Annotated in this window: 15 protein-coding genes and 1 pseudogene; 8 read left to right on the top strand and 8 right to left on the bottom strand. The window is 69.3% G+C overall.

Annotation, left to right across the window (positions count from 1 at the left end):
- Positions 1 to 35: 35 nt before the first annotated feature.
- From ACWD0Y_RS21265 to ACWD0Y_RS21235, 7 genes are all read right to left on the bottom strand, one after another.
- Positions 36 to 977: an ABC transporter permease gene (locus ACWD0Y_RS21265; protein WP_450261896.1), complete on the bottom strand. Its 942-nt coding sequence runs from the start codon at positions 975 to 977 to the stop codon at positions 36 to 38.
- Entirely contained in the window at positions 974 to 1,822 is an 849-nt protein-coding gene (locus tag ACWD0Y_RS21260; RefSeq protein WP_450261895.1) for an ABC transporter ATP-binding protein, read from the bottom strand. The genes ACWD0Y_RS21265 and ACWD0Y_RS21260 overlap by 4 nt, the downstream gene beginning before the upstream one ends.
- A 3-nt stretch (positions 1,823 to 1,825) precedes the next feature.
- Complete coding sequence (locus ACWD0Y_RS21255; protein ID WP_450261894.1) at positions 1,826 to 2,872, bottom strand: ABC transporter substrate-binding protein; 1,047 nt, start codon at positions 2,870 to 2,872, stop codon at positions 1,826 to 1,828.
- Positions 2,873 to 3,090: 218 nt separating this feature from the next.
- Positions 3,091 to 3,174: a putative leader peptide gene (locus ACWD0Y_RS21250; RefSeq protein WP_106972604.1), complete on the bottom strand. Its 84-nt coding sequence runs from the start codon at positions 3,172 to 3,174 to the stop codon at positions 3,091 to 3,093.
- Positions 3,175 to 3,352: 178 nt separating this feature from the next.
- Positions 3,353 to 4,582, bottom strand: a complete 1,230-nt coding sequence (locus ACWD0Y_RS21245) for an acyl-CoA dehydrogenase family protein (RefSeq protein WP_450261893.1) — start codon at positions 4,580 to 4,582, stop codon at positions 3,353 to 3,355.
- Between the two features lie 13 nt (positions 4,583 to 4,595).
- Positions 4,596 to 5,141, bottom strand: a complete 546-nt coding sequence (locus ACWD0Y_RS21240) for a winged helix-turn-helix domain-containing protein (RefSeq protein ID WP_450261892.1) — start codon at positions 5,139 to 5,141, stop codon at positions 4,596 to 4,598.
- 291 nt (positions 5,142 to 5,432) lie between these two features.
- Positions 5,433 to 6,467, bottom strand: a complete 1,035-nt coding sequence (locus tag ACWD0Y_RS21235; RefSeq protein ID WP_450261891.1) for an amino acid ABC transporter permease — start codon at positions 6,465 to 6,467, stop codon at positions 5,433 to 5,435.
- A 688-nt stretch (positions 6,468 to 7,155) separates the two neighbouring features.
- Here ACWD0Y_RS21235 and ACWD0Y_RS21230 point away from each other — a divergent pair.
- The 8 genes from ACWD0Y_RS21230 (at position 7,156) to ACWD0Y_RS21195 (ending at position 14,476) form a co-directional block, all read left to right on the top strand.
- The gene (locus tag ACWD0Y_RS21230) at positions 7,156 to 8,307 is read left to right on the top strand and encodes an LLM class flavin-dependent oxidoreductase (RefSeq protein ID WP_450261890.1); all 1,152 of its coding nucleotides are present in this window, start codon (positions 7,156 to 7,158) and stop codon (positions 8,305 to 8,307) included.
- On the top strand, positions 8,304 to 8,840 hold the full coding sequence (locus tag ACWD0Y_RS21225; protein ID WP_450261889.1) for a GNAT family N-acetyltransferase: 537 nt from the start codon (positions 8,304 to 8,306) through the stop codon (positions 8,838 to 8,840). Before ACWD0Y_RS21230 ends, ACWD0Y_RS21225 begins: the two co-directional genes overlap by 4 nt.
- Positions 8,837 to 9,793 carry an ABC transporter substrate-binding protein gene (locus tag ACWD0Y_RS21220; RefSeq protein WP_450261888.1) on the top strand — a complete coding sequence of 319 codons (957 nt, stop codon included), beginning with the start codon at positions 8,837 to 8,839 and terminating at the stop codon, positions 9,791 to 9,793. The genes ACWD0Y_RS21225 and ACWD0Y_RS21220 overlap by 4 nt, the downstream gene beginning before the upstream one ends.
- A gap of 22 nt (positions 9,794 to 9,815) precedes the next feature.
- Positions 9,816 to 10,844, top strand: a complete 1,029-nt coding sequence (locus ACWD0Y_RS21215; protein WP_450261887.1) for an amino acid ABC transporter permease — start codon at positions 9,816 to 9,818, stop codon at positions 10,842 to 10,844.
- Complete coding sequence (locus ACWD0Y_RS21210) at positions 10,841 to 11,626, top strand: amino acid ABC transporter ATP-binding protein (RefSeq protein WP_450261886.1); 786 nt, start codon at positions 10,841 to 10,843, stop codon at positions 11,624 to 11,626. The genes ACWD0Y_RS21215 and ACWD0Y_RS21210 overlap by 4 nt, the downstream gene beginning before the upstream one ends.
- A gap of 37 nt (positions 11,627 to 11,663) precedes the next feature.
- A complete protein-coding gene (locus ACWD0Y_RS21205) occupies positions 11,664 to 12,647 on the top strand; it encodes an ABC transporter substrate-binding protein (RefSeq protein WP_450261885.1) in 984 nt (327 codons plus the stop codon).
- Positions 12,648 to 12,745: 98 nt separating this feature from the next.
- Positions 12,746 to 13,312: an NADPH-dependent FMN reductase gene (gene ssuE / locus ACWD0Y_RS21200; RefSeq protein WP_450261884.1), complete on the top strand. Its 567-nt coding sequence runs from the start codon at positions 12,746 to 12,748 to the stop codon at positions 13,310 to 13,312.
- 36 nt (positions 13,313 to 13,348) lie between these two features.
- Positions 13,349 to 14,476 carry an MsnO8 family LLM class oxidoreductase gene (locus ACWD0Y_RS21195; RefSeq protein ID WP_450261883.1) on the top strand — a complete coding sequence of 376 codons (1,128 nt, stop codon included), beginning with the start codon at positions 13,349 to 13,351 and terminating at the stop codon, positions 14,474 to 14,476.
- A 399-nt stretch (positions 14,477 to 14,875) separates the two neighbouring features.
- Here the strand turns inward: ACWD0Y_RS21195 and ACWD0Y_RS21190 are convergent.
- Positions 14,876 to 15,703, bottom strand: a pseudogene (locus ACWD0Y_RS21190) (alpha/beta hydrolase); the annotation flags it as partial.
- Between the last annotated feature and the right edge of the window lie 84 nt (positions 15,704 to 15,787).

Here is a 15,787-nt window from a genome sequence, read left to right as displayed (position 1 = left end):
AGACGGGCGGGCGGTGGGGCGCGAAGGCGGCCGGGTCAGCCGCCGGCCGGTACGCGCCAGGAACTGAGCCGTCGTTCCACGGCCACCAGGAACTGGTTGAACACCACGCCGATGGCGGAGATCGTGATGATGCCCGCGTACATCTGCGGGATCGCGAAGTTGTACTGCGAGGCGTTGATCAGATAACCGAGGCCCGCCTTCGCGCCGATCATCTCGGCGGCGACCAGCACCAGGATCGACACCGCTCCGGCCAGCCGGATGCCGGTGAACATCACTGGCACCGCGGACGGCAGGATGACCTTCTGGAACAGGCGCGGCGCAGCCAGGTTCATCGACTTCGCCAGCTTCACCAGGGTCGGGTCGACGTTGCGGACCGCGCTGATGGTGTTGAGCAGGATCGGCCAGGTGCACGCGTACACCACGATGGAGATCTTCGAGGTCTCGCCGATGCCCAGCAGCAGGACGAACACCGGCAGCAGGGCCAGCGCCGCGGTGTTGCGGAACACCTCCAGCAGTGGTCCGAGCAGGTCGGCGACCGGCCGGTACCAGCCGATCAGCAGGCCGAGCGGCACGGCGACGGCCACGGCGAGACCGAATCCGCTGAACGAGCGCACCAGGCTGGCACGTGCGTTGTCGGCGAGCCGACCGTCGGCGGCCAGTCCCCACCAGGCGTGGGCGACCTCGCTGAACGGCGGCAGGAAGGTCCGGTCGACCAGGCCCAGCCGCGGTGCGGTCTCCCACAGCAGCACCAGGGCCGCGATCGCGACGGACTTGGTCGCCCCCTTGAGCAGCAGGTACGGCAGCCGGCGGACCGCCCGGCGGAGTCGGGCCGGCGTGGAGCGGACGTCGCTCACCCTCGACGGTGATGCCTCACGTGGCACGGACGCGGCGGGGGAGGGGGCCGGGACGGGCTCGGCGGCGCTCACCGAGCCCGGTGCCGTGGTCTTCTCGGTGGCCGTGCCGGTCGTGGTGCTCATACGGAAACCTCCTCTTTCTCCCACTGCTGCGCCCTGGCCACCTCGTCGCGCAGCAGTGACCAGATCACGTGCCGGTGCCGCGCGAACTCGGGACTGGAGCGGAGGTCGTCCGTCGCCGTACGGGAGCCGAGGGCGACCGGCACGATCTGCTTGATGCGGCCCGGCCGCGATGTCATGACGGCGACGCGCTGTCCCAGGTAGACGGCCTCGTCGATGCTGTGCGTGATGAAGACGACCGTCTTGCCGGTGCGCTGCCAGATGCGCAGCAGTTCGTCCTGCAGCGACTCCCGGGTCTGGGCGTCCAGCGCGGCGAACGGCTCGTCCATGAGCAGGACATCGGGGTCGTAGGCGAGACTGCGGGCGATCGCCACCCGCTGCCGCATCCCTCCCGACAGCTCATGCGGATGGCGCTGCTCGAACCCGGACAGACCGACCAGGTCCAGGAACTCCCTGGCTCGTGCCGGGCGTTGACGCCGTGGGATGCCGGTGGCCTCCAGGCCGAACTCGACATTGCCCTGCGCCGTGCGCCACGGCAGCAGCGCGTACTGCTGGAACACGATGCCTCGGTCCAGGCCGGGCCCGGTGACGGGTGTGCCGTCCAGCAGGATCCGCCCGCCGGTGGGCTGGGTGAGGCCGCCGAGCAGGTCCAGCAGCGTGGACTTCCCGCAGCCGCTGGGGCCGACCAGGACGACGAACTCGCCGGCCGTGATCTCCAGGTCGATGCCGTCGAGGGCGGTGAACCGGGACGCCCGTCGCGCCCTCGTCCGGTCCTTGACGGTGAAGTCCTTCCGCACGTCCTCGAAGACGATCTTGGGTGTGGTGGGGGACGTGGTGGAGTCCGGCATGGGTCAGCTCCCGCTCTTCGCCGTGGAGGGAGACTTCGTGTTGCCGTTGAAGTCGTTGGTGTAGAGGCCCGACAGCGCGACCTGGCCCTTCTTGATGTCGCCGCGCTCGGCCAGCCAGTCGATCCACAGCTGGAGTTCCTTGCCGGTGATCAGGCCCGCCTTCTCGGCGACGCCGTAGGAGCGCCAGTACTTCAGGGGTGCGGTGTCCTCGTTGCGGCCACGCTTCTTCACGATGTCCGTCATCCGGGCGATGACTTCTTCGTGCGGAGTCGAACGGGACCACTCGACGGCCCGCCCCACGGCGGTGACGAAGATCCGGGCCGTGTCGGGGTTCTGCTTCAGGAAGCGGTCCGTCATCACGTAGGTGCCCGCGCTGAACGCGCCGAGCAGTTCGAAGTCGGTGAACAGCGGGCGGAGGCCCCCGGTCGCCAGTGCCTTGTCGCGCAGGACGCCGCCGAGCACGGCCACGTCGATCTGCTTCTGCCGCAGTGTCTGCTCGGTGTTGACCGGTGGGACCACGAGTGGCTCGACCTTGCCGATCTCCGCCCGGGACAGGCCGCCTCGCTGCAGATAGATGTCGAGCATGGCCTCGGAGTGCGCTCCGAGTGTGTTCATCCCGACCTTCTTGCCGATCAGGTCCCTGGCCGAGCGGACCGGACTGTCCTTGAGGACGTAGAAGCCGTTGTAGGCGTACTTGTCGGAGCCGTAGTAGCTGATGACGGCCTTGACGGGAGCGTTGTTCGCCGCGAGTTTGACGACCGCGCCGTTGAACGCGCCGCCGAAGTCGACCTGACCCGTGGCCGCGGACTGGATGTCCTGCGGTCCGCTGATGGTGTTCCCGACCCACTTCAGCTTCACGTCCTCCAGATAGCCGAGATCCTCGGCCAACTCCGGCAAGGTCACCTGACCCGCCCAGCCCTGGTACCGGATCGTCTTGGTCCGGCCCTTGCCGGGAGTGGCTCCGGTCGCGATCGTGCCGCAGCTCACGGCCGCCGCGGAAAGACCGAGCAGGGAGAGGAACTGGCGTCGGGACGATGCCGTAATGGCCATGGAAAGGTCCTGTTCACACGAATGGGGCCGAGGCGGAATCGATGGCATGGAGAAGCCATGACCGAGAGAGGCGCTCGGCAATTGAGGGCAAGCAAGGCGGACACCGAAGGGAAAAGAGGCCCGCCAGAAATGCCTGCAAGGAATCAGCTGTTCACGCCGGCGACGGTCGTGATGACCGACGGGGAATGTGGAGCGGGAGAGTGGTGCCCGTCAGCGCGTCAGCGGCCGACGGCACAGATGGCGCTGGCCTGGCGTCGCAGATCGACGTGCAGGCGCGCGGCGAGATTCTCGGACTTGCTCACGCCAAGAGAGTTGCAGCGAAATACGGCCAAGTCAATGCTGCTTGTGCGAGCGTCTCATATTCTCGACGGCCCGACATATGAGTGAAGTGCGGCGTTCACAATTGCATGGATGCCGGGTTGCGTGGCGCATGCCGGTCATGCCGATTCCGCCGGCAAAAAGCTGAACGGCATCGCAGGGTCAGACGGGCAGGACGAACGGAGGGTGCGTGCCGTTGAGGAAATAGTCTCCGACATCACGGAGCCGGTGAGTGACGGGCTCGTACAAGGTGTGGGTCCGGGCATTGCGCCAGAAGCGGTCGAAGCCCAGCCGTGAGGACGTGGAGCGGGCGCCGATGATGTCGAGGGCGCGGGCGGTGGACTCCTGTGCGGCCCTGGAGGCGGCGGCTTCGGCCATGGCCACGAGAACGGAGATCTCCGCGTACTCGTCGTAGGTGAGGTCTTCGCCGCGTACGAGCCCGCCGTGCACCGCTTCCCGTGCCTGATCGGCGAGCGCGGACGCGGAGCGCGTGAGGACGGTGAGTTCCCCGTAGGCGGTCAGCACCTGCGGGTCCTGGGGGGAGCCGAGTGGCCAGTCCGGGTGCCAGGGCGAGTGGCCTGCCCTGCTGTAGTCATGGGCTTCGGCGAGCACTCCCTCGGCCATGCCGAGACGGAGCTGGACGGAGAGGAGGCGCCCGACCGGTGATGCCAGTGCGGTCAGGGGCGACAGGACGTCCTCGTCCGCGGACAGAGAGCCGAGTACGTCGTCGGCGGCGACCGCTGCACCGTCGAACTCCACGCTCCCGCCGGCCGCGAGCCGCTGGCCGAAAGGGTCGGCGTCGCCGTCGATCCCCACGCCGTGGCGGGCGGGATCGACGACGACGGCGAGTGGTTCGCCGGTGTCGGCCCGTACGGCCCGCACGGCGAGGCGGTCGGCGACCAGGACCCCGGTGGCGTAGCTCTGCCGGCCGTCGAGCACGTAGCCGGCGGCTGTCCTGGTCAGTGTCAGAGGCGGTTCCTGGCGGGCGAAACCACCGCCCCAGCACCACTGCTCCGCCGCGGACCGCTGCTCGGCCTGAGCGGCGAGAGAGGGCGCGGTGAAGAACTTGGCGCTCCACGACAGGAAATAGTGACAGCCGAGTAATTGACCGATCGCGCCGTCGACGGCCGCGATCTCCCGGACGACGGTGTAGGCCGTGGGCCAGTCCGCGCCGCCTCCTCCGAGCTCGGCCGGTATGAGGAGCGTCAGCAGTCCCGCTTCGCGCAGCCGGGACACCTCGTCGAACGGGGCCTTGCCTGCCTGCTCCCTGGCCACCGCGTCCGTGGCCAGGTCGTCCGCCGTCTCGCGGGTCACGCGCAGCCAGTGCGCACGGCCGGGCCCGGTCCGGCCGGATTCCGAGGCGGAGCCGGACGGCGCAGTGGCAACGCCCATGGTGATGTTCTCCTCAAGGTCGGTGGCCGGGTACGTACTTGTAACCCACGCGCCGTACGGTGACGATCTGGTGCCGGTGAGCGGTGCCGAGCTTGCGGCGCAGCCGCGCGATGTGGACGTCCACGGTGCGGCCGTCGCCGATGTGGTCGTAGCCCCAGATGCCGGTCACCAGCTGCTCGCGCGAATGCACCTGGTGGGGATGGTGTACGAGATGGGCCAGCAGCCCGAACTCCAGGTAGGTGAGGTCGAGTTCCCGTCCGTCCACCTCTGCGACATGTCGCACGGGATCGATACGGACGGCACCGCCTTCCGCTCCCGTCCGGTGCACGGGAGGTGAGTCCGTGGAGGCGACCGGCCGGATCTCCGGCCGTGCCACGTCCTTGGCGAAGAGCTGGGCGGGGTCGGTGCCCTCGGGGACGAGTACGAGGTAGCCGACGAGGGAGGTGGAACCGGTTTCCGCAGTGCCGCTCTGCGCGGCATCGCCCACGAGGCGGAGGCGGCGCATGTCGGGGAGTGGCGAACCCGATGGGGTGGCCTGGGCCAGGAGTGCCGTGGTCATGGCGGTCGTCCTTCAGGGGTATGACGGGCCATCAGGAGCAGTGGATGGATGGGCCTGATCGCCTGGGATGGAGGAGAAGGAGCGGAGTGGCGCGCGCAACGTGTGAGCCGCGTGCCTTACGCGCGACAGCAGGCGGCGCTGACGACGTGACCAAAGTCGACATGCCGACGACGAACGAGTCGTTGCTGTGTGTGGGACATGTACATCATCCTGCGCACCCGTCGGCCGGGTCGTCAATCCTTTCCTAGTAAATCGATGGGAAATGTAGGGAAGGAAACACCGCGAGCGGGCTCACCGGTCACCGCCGGCCGCAGGGCGGGCCCCGGGCGCGGTCGCCCTCTCCAGCCGGGCGCGGAGCGCGGCCAGGCGGACCCTGAGCCTCTGCAGGGGTGTGGGCGGCAGCGCGTGGGCAGAGCCACGTGCGTAGTGGCGCTCGACGTAGAACTGCCCCGCGCTGAGCACGGTGGTGACGGCGATGTACCAGAGAGTCGCCACCATCAGCAGCGGGATGACCTGGTAGGTCTGGTTGTAGACCAGTTGCACCGAGTACAGCAGGTCGTGCACGGCCAGTACGCTGACGATGCTGGTGCCCTTCAGGGTGCCGATCAGCATGTTTCCCGCAGTCGGGACGATGGAGCGCATCGCCTGCGGAATGACGATCCGGCGCAGGGTGCGCCGCCTGCCGATGCCGAGAGCCTGGGCGGCCTCCGTCTGGCCGGCGTCCACCGAGAGGATGCCGCCGCGCACCACCTCGGCGGCGTACGCGGCTTCGTGCAGGGTCAGCCCGACGACAGCGGTGAGGGTGGGGCCGAGCAGGTTGACCGTCTTGACGGTGACGAACTGGGGCCCGAAGGGGATGCCGAGGCCGAGCGCCGGGTAGAGGGCGCCGATGTTGAACCAGAACAGCAGCTGCACCAGCAGTGGTGTGGACCGGAAGATCCACACGTAGCCCCAGCTGAGGGTGCGCAACGCAGGGTTGGCGGACAGCCGCATCACGGCCAGCGGGGTGCCGAGCAGGAAGCCGAGCACCATCACCACGCCGGTCAGCCACAGGGTGAGCAGCAGCCCGTCGAGCACGGCGGCGGTGGTGAAGTACCGGCCGACCACCTCCCACTGGAAGGCGCGGTTGCGCACGACGGAGTTGACCATCATCGCGAAGACCAGCAGCGCGGCGGCAGTGGTCAACCGGCGGCCGATGTGCCGGCGCGGCACGATCCGTGGCAGATCGTCGCCGGGGCCTTGGCCGCTGGAGCCTTCGAGGTGTCCTGCGGGTGGGAGGGCCGCGGAGACGCGGGAGGAATCGGTGATGCCGGATGGCGAGAACATCAGGAGGATCTCCAAGGGAGGGAGGCGCGGGCGTCGGTGACCACCCGGCGGCGTGCGTGCATGCCGCGCAGACACAGACGGGTTCGGAGCGGTGGCTGGGTTTCGGCGTCGTCACGCTCGCCGCGTCCCTCAACGCGGCCGGTGCGGCTGCCGCGCACGGCGGAGCCGGTCCGTCTTCGATCGTATGGGCGCACCACGCGCATGTGTCAACCACGCCCAGAACTGCTCAACGCCGGTCCGGCATCTGGGCCGTGGTTGACGAGAAGCGAGATGTACTGCTCAATTAGCCGCATGAATGCCGAGCAGCGCCTGGTCACGCGTGACCACATCGACTTCGGTCGAGTGTGGTCCGCAGCGTGTTGCGCCTGACGCGGCAGTGGGTCGTCTGACCGGCCCTTCCCTCCCTCGGTGACCCCGTCGCGGGCCGAGTTCCTCCCTTCGTGGCACCGCCGTACGCATGCGCTGAACACACGTTGAATCCGCGTATGGACGGTCCTGCGAGACCTGACACGCACCGCTGCCGCACCACCTCGCCCGAGGCCCGCGCCCCGGCGTCGTCACACCTGTTCACCACATGGTTCCCGGCACCCTGAGGCGCCGTCATACCCGGCCGCACCGAGGGCTGCTCCGCCGTGCCCGCGTGCTGCCCACGCAACGGCCCCAGAGGACTCGAGAAAGGTCACCTCCCATGCCAGTGGAGTTCCTTGGCATCGCCGCCACCAACGACGGATCCGAAACCACCCCGCGCTCCGGCGCCGCCTTCGACAAGGAGTACACGCTCCGGCTCGCCCGGGCACACGAGGACCACGACTGGGACCGGGTGCTGTTCGCCTACGGTTCCGGATCGCCGGACCCGGCGCCGGCGGCCGCCTGCATCGCGAGCAGGCTGGACCGCCTGCAGATCCTGCTCGCCCACCGGCCCAACGTCTCGTACCCGACCTTCGCCGCGAAGACCTTCGCCACCCTCGACCAGATCAGCGAGGGCCGGCTGACCGTGCACTTCATCACCGGCGGCAACGACCGCGAGCAGGGTCGCGAGGGCGACACCCTCACGAAGGACGAGCGCTACGCCCGCACCCGCGAGTACATCCGGATCGTCAAGAAGATCTGGACCACCCACGAGCCCTTCGACCACGAGGGCGAGCACTACCGCTTCCACGATTTCGTCAGCGACGTCTTCCCGGCTCGGAAACCCCGCCCCGACGTGTCGTTCGGCGGCTCGTCGCCCGCCGCGTACGCCGCGGGGGGCGACGAGGCCGACATCTACTGCCTGTGGGGCGAGCCCTTGGCGAAGACCGCCGAGCAGATCGAGGCGGTGAAGGCCGCCGCGAGGGCCGCGGGCCGCACCGATGTGCCGCGTATCCAGGTGGCTTTCCGCCCGATCATCGCCCCGACGGAGGAGCTGGCCTGGGAGAAGGCGCACCGGACGGTCGGCGCGATCAAGGCTCGCAAGGAGAAGGGCGAACCGGTCACCAAACGCCACAACGGGCATGCCCAGTCGCAGGCTGCGACACCTCAAAACGCCGGCTCGCAGCGGCTGGTCGCGATCGCCGAGGCGGGGGAGCGCTACGACCGCGCCCTGTGGACCCCGACCGCCGCCGTGACCGGCGGCGCGGGCAACTCCAACGCACTGGTCGGCACCCCGGAGACGGTCGCCCAGGCGCTCCTTGACTATTACGACCTCGGCGTGGACATCCTCTCCGCCCGGGGATACGACCTGCTGGGCGACGCGATCGACTTCGGCCGGTACGTGATCCCGATCGTCCGTGAGGAGGTCGCCAAGCGCGACGTCGAACGGGCGGCGCGCGGCACGCAGACCCTCGTGGCGGTGAACGCATGACGTCCGTCGTACAGCCGCCGTCGCTTTCAGCGGAGCCGGCGTTCATCCAAGTGGCGGTGTCGGACCCGCGGGTGAAGCCACTGCTGCACGAACTCGGCGACGAGTACTCGTCCCGCTACGGCAGGGACGCCCACGCCGAACTCGCCCGCTATCCCGACGAGGAGTTCACCGCCCCGCGCGGCGGCATCCTGCTCCTGCTCCTCGAACACGGCGAGCCGGTCGCGGGCGGCGCCTTCCGCCGGTACGACGAGAGCACGGCCGAGCTGAAGCGGATCTGGACGCACTCCGTCCACCGAAGGCGCGGTCTGGCCCGACACGTCGTCGCCGAGCTGGAGCGCGAGGCGAGCGCCCGCGGCTACCGGCGGATCTGCCTGACCACCGGTCCGCGCCAGCCCGAGGCCCGCGGCCTGTACCTGGCCACCGGCTACACACCGCTGTTCGACACGGAGGCCGACCCGGAAACCATCGGCCCGCTGCCCTTCGAGAAGCACCTGCCAGTCGCAGCACGCCAAGGAAAGGCAGCCGGCCTGTGAGCGTCCGTGGCACCGGAACACGTCCGCGCATCGCCGCCACCATCGCGCTGCTGCCCGTACTGGCGCTGACCGCCTGTGGCTCCGCCGACACCTCCAGCACCACACCGGCGGGCGTTCAGGCATCACCCGCGCCGGCCGGCGACCCGATCGCCGCCGTACGCAAGGTGGACTCCGTCGCCGCCCTGCTGCCCGCCGGCGTCCGCGAGTCCGGCACGCTGCGAGTCGGCAGCTCGATCGGATTCCCGCCCGGCGCGTACTACCCGAACGGACAGGACAAGCCGCCCGCCGGCCAGGACATCGACATCGCCGACGCGGTGGCCAAGGTCCTCGGCGTGGAGCTGGAGCGGCAGGATGCCTCCTTCGAGACGATCCTGCCCGCCCTCGGCAGCGGCAAGTACGACGTCGGCACCGGCAACTTCGGCGTCACCACAGAACGACTGAAGACCGTCGGCTTCGTCACCTACATCAACGACGGTCAGGGCTTCGCGGTGAAGAAGGGCAACACCAGGCTCACGACGAAGGTCACCGACCTCACCCAGCTGTGCGGGCTGACCATCGGCACCGGAGCCGGCACCACCTTCGAGGCGACCCTGACCGCGCAGAAGGGCGTATGCGCGAAGGAGGGCAAGGAGCCGTACGACGTCAAGGTCTACTCGGAGAACGGGGCGACACTCACCGCGCTCCAGCAGGGCCGGATCGACGTGATCATGTCGACCATCAACGGCCTGCGTTACCAAGCGGCACAGCCCGCCTCACAGACCACCTTCCTCGGCGAGTACCACCGCCTCGACGTCGGCTTCGCCTTCAAGAAGGGCTCCCCGCTCACCAAGGCGTTCCAGGCCGCCGCCAACGAGCTGATCAGGAACGGCACATACGCCCGGATCCTCAAGAAATGGGGCACCACCGCCTCCGCGATCGAGACATCGCGAATCAACCCGCCCGATCCCGCATAAGAGCTGAGCAGGAACAACCACGATGGGACTCATCACCGATTCCGCCTCCGCGCCACCCGGCGCGGCCTCCCCGGGCGCCGGCCCCGGAGCCCCGCCCGCCCCGGACGACCAGGCCTCGCTCAAGGTCGTCCCCGCCCGCCACTACGCCCGTTGGGCGGCGGCCGTCGCTGTGATCGTGCTGGTCGCCCAGTTCGTGCACGGGCTGGCCACCAACCCGGTCTGGGAGTGGGGCGTGTTCAGCGAGTACGTCCTCTCCGAGACGATCGTGCAGGCGGTGTGGGTGACCCTCCAGCTCACCGCCCACGCCACGGTGCTGGGCTTTCTCCTCGGCACCGTCCTGGCCTTCATGCGGCTGTCGCGCAGCCCGGTGCTGCAGACCGTCGCCTGGACCTACATCTGGATCTTCCGGTCCATCCCGATGATCGTCCAACTGGTGTTCTGGTTCAACCTGAGCGCGTTGTACGACGAGTTGGGCGTCGGTATCCCCTTCGGACCGGTCTTCTGGTCCGTCGAGAGCAACAACCTGATCGGCACCATCGGTGCTGCCGTCATCGGACTGACACTGCACCAGGCCGCCTACGCGGCCGAGATCGTGCGCGGCGGCGTCATCGCCGTCGACCACGGGCAGTCGGAGGCCGCCGCCGCACTCGGCATCCCCCGGCTGCGGCAGATCCGCCGGATCGTGCTGCCGCAGGCCATGCGCGCCATCCTGCCCACCGCAGGCAACGAGATCATCGGCCTGCTCAAGGGCACCTCGGTGGTCTACGTGATGTCCATCGGCGAGCTGTTCTACCAGGTGCAGGTGATCTACGGCCGCAACGGCCGGGTGATCCCGCTGCTGCTGGTCGCTACCGCATGGTACGTGGTGCTGACCTCCCTGCTGTCGGTCGCGCAGTACTACGTGGAGCGCCGCTTCGCCCGGGGCGCCGACCGCACCCCGCCGCCCACCCCGTTCCGGCGCGCCCGTCGCTTCGTACGCAACCTGCGCGCGGCGGCGGCCCGGCGCAACCAGCCCGTCGTACCCCTGAAACCCTTGGGAGACAGCCGATGAGCGACGTGACGGTGGACGCCGACGACGTGATGGTGGACGTCCACGGCGTCCACAAGAGCTTCGGCCCGCTGGAGGTGCTGCGCGGCGTCGACCTGAAGGTCCGCGCCGGCGAGGTCACCGTCGTCCTCGGCCCGTCCGGCTCCGGGAAGTCCACGCTGCTGCGCACCATCAATCACCTGGAGAAGGTCAGCCGCGGCTGGGTCAGCATCGACGGCGAGCTCATCGGTTACCGCCGCTCCGGCGGCAAGCTGTACGAACTGAAGGAGAAGGATGTTCTGAAACAGCGCACCCACATCGGGTTCGTCTTCCAGAACTTCAACCTCTTCCCGCACCTGACCGCGCTGGAGAACCTCATCGAGGCACCCGTCTCCGCGCTGCGCCGCCCACGCAAGGAGGCGGAGAGGACAGCCCGCGGGCTCCTCGCCCGGGTCGGCCTCGCCGACAAGGCCGGCACCTACCCGCGGCAGCTCTCCGGCGGCCAGCAGCAGCGCGTGGCCATCGCCCGCGCACTCGCCCTCGAACCGAAGGTGCTGCTCTTCGACGAGCCCACATCGGCGCTCGACCCGGAACTGGTCGGCGAAGTCCTCGACGTCATCAAGAACTTGGCCCGCACCGGAACCACCATGATCGTCGTGACCCACGAGATCGGCTTCGCCCGCGAGGTGGCCGACACCGTGGTGTTCATGGACGGCGGTGTCGTCGTGGAGCAGGGCCCGCCCGCGGCCGTACTGGACGACCCGCGGCACGAGCGCACCCGCGCCTTCCTCTCCAAGGTCTTCTGACCACCCTCATTCCTTTCCATGAGCAAGGAGCACGACTGTGTCCACCTCGATCACCCGCCGCACGACCGCAGCCGCGCTGGGACTGGCCGCCGCCCTCGCCCTCGCCGCGTGCAGCGACCCCTCCGACGGCGACACGACCGAGATCGCGGCCGCGCCGGGCGGCAAGACGAAGATCAACATCGGCCCGGACCAGAACCGCATCACCACGGACAAGGTCGACTCCATAGCCGCCGAGGTCCCGGAGGAGATCCGAAAGAGAGGCACCCTGGAGATCGTCGACTCGTCCGGCTCCGCGGCGCCCCTGACCTTCCACGCCACCGACAACAAGACCGTCATCGGTGTCGAGCCCGACATCGCCTCTCTGGTCGCCGACGTGCTCGGCCTCGAGCTGCACATCAACACCGTCTCCTGGGAGAACATCTTCGTCGGCCTCGACAGTGCCAAGTACGACGCCGGCTTCAGCAACATCACCGTCACCGAGGAGCGCAAGGAGAAGTACGACTTCGCCACCTACCGCGAGGACAACCTGGGCTTCGAGGCGAAGAAAGGCAGCGGTCTGAAGATCACCGGGCCCGAGGACGTGGCGGGCAGGACCGTCGCCGTAGGCAGCGGCACCAACCAGGAGAAGCTGCTGATCGAGTGGAGCAAGGAGAACGAGAAGGCCGGCCGCAAGCCGGTGGACATCAAGTACTACCAGAACGACAGCGACACCTACCTCGCTCTCCGGTCCGGCCGGATCGACCTCTACCTCGGCCCCAACCCGACCGCCGCCTACCATGCGGCCACCACCGGGAAGACGGAAGTCGTCGGCACGTACTCCGGTGCCGGCTCCGCCCTCCAGGGCCTGATCGCGGCCACCACCAAGAAGGACAGCGGACTGGCCGAGCCGCTCGCCGACGCACTCGACCATGTCATCGACAACGGTACGTACGCGAAGGTGCTGAAGCGCTGGGGCCTGTCCGACGAGGCTGTGACCACGTCGGAGATCAACCCGCCCGGCCTGCCCAGGACCAGCAAGTAGCCGTCGCAGGAGGCGGGGCCGCAGTCCGCCGCGGTACGGGGCTCTCCCCCTCCCCACACCAGTCCCACGAAAAATCCCACGCTCCCGAAGGATCCGCCATGGCCATCGTCCTGTCCGTCTCCGGAAGTCCTTCCGTCACCTCCCGTACTGCCCGGCTGCTGCGTCACCTGGATGCGCGGCTCACGGCCCACGGACACGAGGTGATTCCCCTGGACATCCGCACCATCCCCGCCGAAGCCCTGCTCGGCGCCGACTTCCGGCACCCGGCGATCGTCGAGGCGACCGAATTGTTCGCCCGCGCCGACGGGATCGTGATCGGCACGCCCGTCTACAAGGCCGCCTACTCCGGACTGCTGAAGTCCCTGCTGGACCTGCTGCCGCAGTACGGCCTGGTCGGCAAGACAGTCCTCCCGCTGGCGACCGGCGGAACCACGGCGCACGTCCTGGCGATCGACTACGCCCTGCGCCCGGTGCTCAGTTCCATGGGCGCCGCGCACATCGTCCAGGGCTGGTTCACGCTCGACAAGGACATCGCGGTGGGCGACGACGGCACGCTAACCGTTGCGCCGGGTCCGGCCGAGGCCCTCGCCCAGGTCGTCGACCAGTTCTCCGAAGCTCTCGGCAGCCGTGCGGCCGTACCGGCGGCCGCCGGACGAGCAGCTTGACCGCGCCCACCGACCGCTGAGGAGCAACACCCGACCATGTCCGGCATCCCCCTCGGAGTCCTCGACCTCGTCCCGGTCCCGTCCGGCTCCACCGCCGCAGAGGCACTGCGCAACACCATCGACCTCGCCCGGCAGACCGAGCGTTTCGGCTACACCCGCTACTGGTTCGCCGAGCACCACCTCAACCCCGGCGTGGCCGGAACCTCTCCCGCCGTCGTACTTGCCCTGACCGCCTCCGCGACCTCCACGATCAGGATCGGGTCCGGTGCCGTACAACTCGGTCACCGCACCGCCCTGTCCACCGTTGAGGAGTTCGGGCTGATCGACGCCCTGCACCCCGGGCGGCTCGACCTTGGCCTCGGCCGCTCGGGCGGACGGCCCCCCGGACAGACCGCAGGAGGCCGGCCCGCCATGACCCCCGTCGTCGGCGGGCGAGCCCCCAACGGGTTGAAGATCCCATCACGATTCTCCTCCGAGCACCTGATCGGCTCCCCCCGCTTCCTGCTCCAGCAGCAGCTCCTGCACCAGCCCGGCGCCTGCCCCCAGGACTACGGCGAGCAGGTCGACGACATACTCGCGCTCCTGCGCGGTGACTACCGCTCCGCGGACGGGACCGAAGCACACGCCGTCCCCGGCGAGGGTGCCGACGTGCAGGTGTGGATCCTCGGCAGCAGCGGCGGACAGAGCGCCGATGTCGCGGGCCGCAACGGTCTGCGTTTCACCGCCAATTACCACGTCAGCCCGGCCACCGTACTGGAGGCGGCCGAGGGCTACCGCGCCGCGTTCCGTCCGTCCGACCACCTCGACAAGCCCTACGTCAGCGTCTCCGCCGATGTCGTCGTCGCCGAGGACGACGAGACCGCCCGCGAACTCGCCACCGGCTACGGCCTGTGGGTCCGCAGCATCCGCACGGCCGAGAGCGCCATCCCCTTCCCGTCCCCGGAGGAGGCATGCGCCCATGCCTGGACCGAAGCCGACCGGGCCCTGGTCGCCGACCGGGTCGACACCCAGTTCGTCGGTACCCCTGGGCGCGTCGCCGACCAGCTCGAACAACTGCAGGAGGCCACCGGGGCCGACGAACTGGTCATCACCACCATCACCCACGACCACGCCGACCGGGTGCGCTCCTACCGGCTCCTGGCAGAAGAGTGGCAACGTCGATGAGCCGGTCGCGGCCCGGCTTCGGATGCCGAGCGGCAGGCACGCCGGCTTTCGCCGGCCCCGCCGCTCGGTACCGCCGGGCGAGGCGGCGATCGGGTACTCCGACCCGGCGGCCGCAAGCCAGGGCCTCGGCGCGGCCCGGGACCGGCGCCGGTGCTGCTCCCACCCGGTCGACGCCCGGTTCGGCGAGGGAGGCGAGCCGGGCGTCAGTGAGCTCCTCGCGCCTCGATCCGGTGTTCGGGACTCACGAGCCCGGCCTCACGACCACTGCCCCGCCCTCGCCGCCGGCCGTGATTTTCTGACTGTGTCCTTCTGGCGCCGGCCGGTTGGCGCTCTCCCGCCGCACCCACTGCGCGAGGGCTGTCGGCCTTGCCCCCGGCGGCTGGGGCGGCAGACTTCCGGCTATCCCGTCAGTGCTGCGAGCTCACCCAGGACCCGGGCCGCTGGTGCCGGGTGGACCAGCCACTTCAGGTGGCTGCTCTCAAGGGTACGGACGTCGTACGGGTTGTCCGGCGTCAGCGCGTTGCCCTCGCGGATCAGCCGGTCCTGTATCGCGAGCGGCAGGCTCGCGTCGCCGGCCAAGCGAACGTAGGTCTTCGGGATGCGGCCCCAGGTCTCGGCCTGCGCCCGGTCGGCGGAGGTGCCGGTGTCCAGGTTCTCGTCGGGCTGGAAGGTGTTCAGGAAGGTCAGGAACTCCTCGTCGGTGCCGTCGGCGAGGAAGGCCGCCTTGAAGGCCGCGAGGGCGTCCGGGTTCGCGGTGCGGAAGTTGACGCGGAGCAGGCCGAGTTCGGCCGGGTTCCCGGCCAGCGCCAGCCCCAGGGAAGCGGCATCCACCGTGGCCATCTCCGGCTCGGCGTAGTAGTCGTTCACGTCGAGATCGACAGGGCACCAAGCCGAGACGTAGACGATGCGGTCGATCAGGTCCGGCCGTACGTTGGCTGCCGCGGTGGCCGTCACGCCGCCGCGGCTGTGGGAGACGAGGATCACCGGCCCGTTCTGCTTGGCCCTTTCGAGGATTCCGATCAAGTGCGCGGCATTGTCGGCGAGCGTGACGCCCTTGATCGAGCCGGGTGCCGTGGCGAGCCCTTCGAGATCTTGTGGCGCCTGATAGGCGCGCGTGCAGGTCGCCTCGAAACCGTGGCCGGGCAGGTCGACGGCGACCGAACGGTGCCCGAGGAGGCCGAGTTCGGCCTGGAGCGGTGCGAAGGAGAAGGAGTTCGAAAAGGCTCCCTACGTTGTTCTGCGGGATGCGGTGAGCCCTTCGTATGGTTGACCCGCCCAGGGGTGCCGGGTGTGGTTCAAAAGGCTCTGCCG

The organism is Streptomyces altiplanensis, assembly GCF_053591575.1.
This window is presented reverse-complemented; position numbering and strand designations above follow the sequence as displayed.

Excerpts from the sequence above, each read along its gene's own strand:
- ACWD0Y_RS21265 (WP_450261896.1), bottom strand. The coding sequence starts at position 977 with ATGAGCACCACGACCGGCACGGCCACCGAGAAGACCACGGCACCGGGC.
- ACWD0Y_RS21260 (WP_450261895.1), bottom strand. The coding sequence starts at position 1,822 with ATGCCGGACTCCACCACGTCCCCCACCACACCCAAGATCGTCTTCGAG.
- ACWD0Y_RS21255 (WP_450261894.1), bottom strand. The coding sequence starts at position 2,872 with ATGGCCATTACGGCATCGTCCCGACGCCAGTTCCTCTCCCTGCTCGGT.
- ACWD0Y_RS21245 (WP_450261893.1), bottom strand. The coding sequence starts at position 4,582 with ATGGGCGTTGCCACTGCGCCGTCCGGCTCCGCCTCGGAATCCGGCCGG.
- ACWD0Y_RS21240 (WP_450261892.1), bottom strand. The coding sequence starts at position 5,141 with ATGACCACGGCACTCCTGGCCCAGGCCACCCCATCGGGTTCGCCACTC.
- ACWD0Y_RS21235 (WP_450261891.1), bottom strand. The coding sequence starts at position 6,467 with ATGTTCTCGCCATCCGGCATCACCGATTCCTCCCGCGTCTCCGCGGCC.
- ACWD0Y_RS21230 (WP_450261890.1), top strand. The coding sequence starts at position 7,156 with ATGCCAGTGGAGTTCCTTGGCATCGCCGCCACCAACGACGGATCCGAA.
- ACWD0Y_RS21225 (WP_450261889.1), top strand. The coding sequence starts at position 8,304 with ATGACGTCCGTCGTACAGCCGCCGTCGCTTTCAGCGGAGCCGGCGTTC.
- ACWD0Y_RS21215 (WP_450261887.1), top strand. The coding sequence starts at position 9,816 with ATGGGACTCATCACCGATTCCGCCTCCGCGCCACCCGGCGCGGCCTCC.
- ACWD0Y_RS21210 (WP_450261886.1), top strand. The coding sequence starts at position 10,841 with ATGAGCGACGTGACGGTGGACGCCGACGACGTGATGGTGGACGTCCAC.
- ssuE (WP_450261884.1), top strand. The coding sequence starts at position 12,746 with ATGGCCATCGTCCTGTCCGTCTCCGGAAGTCCTTCCGTCACCTCCCGT.
- ACWD0Y_RS21195 (WP_450261883.1), top strand. The coding sequence starts at position 13,349 with ATGTCCGGCATCCCCCTCGGAGTCCTCGACCTCGTCCCGGTCCCGTCC.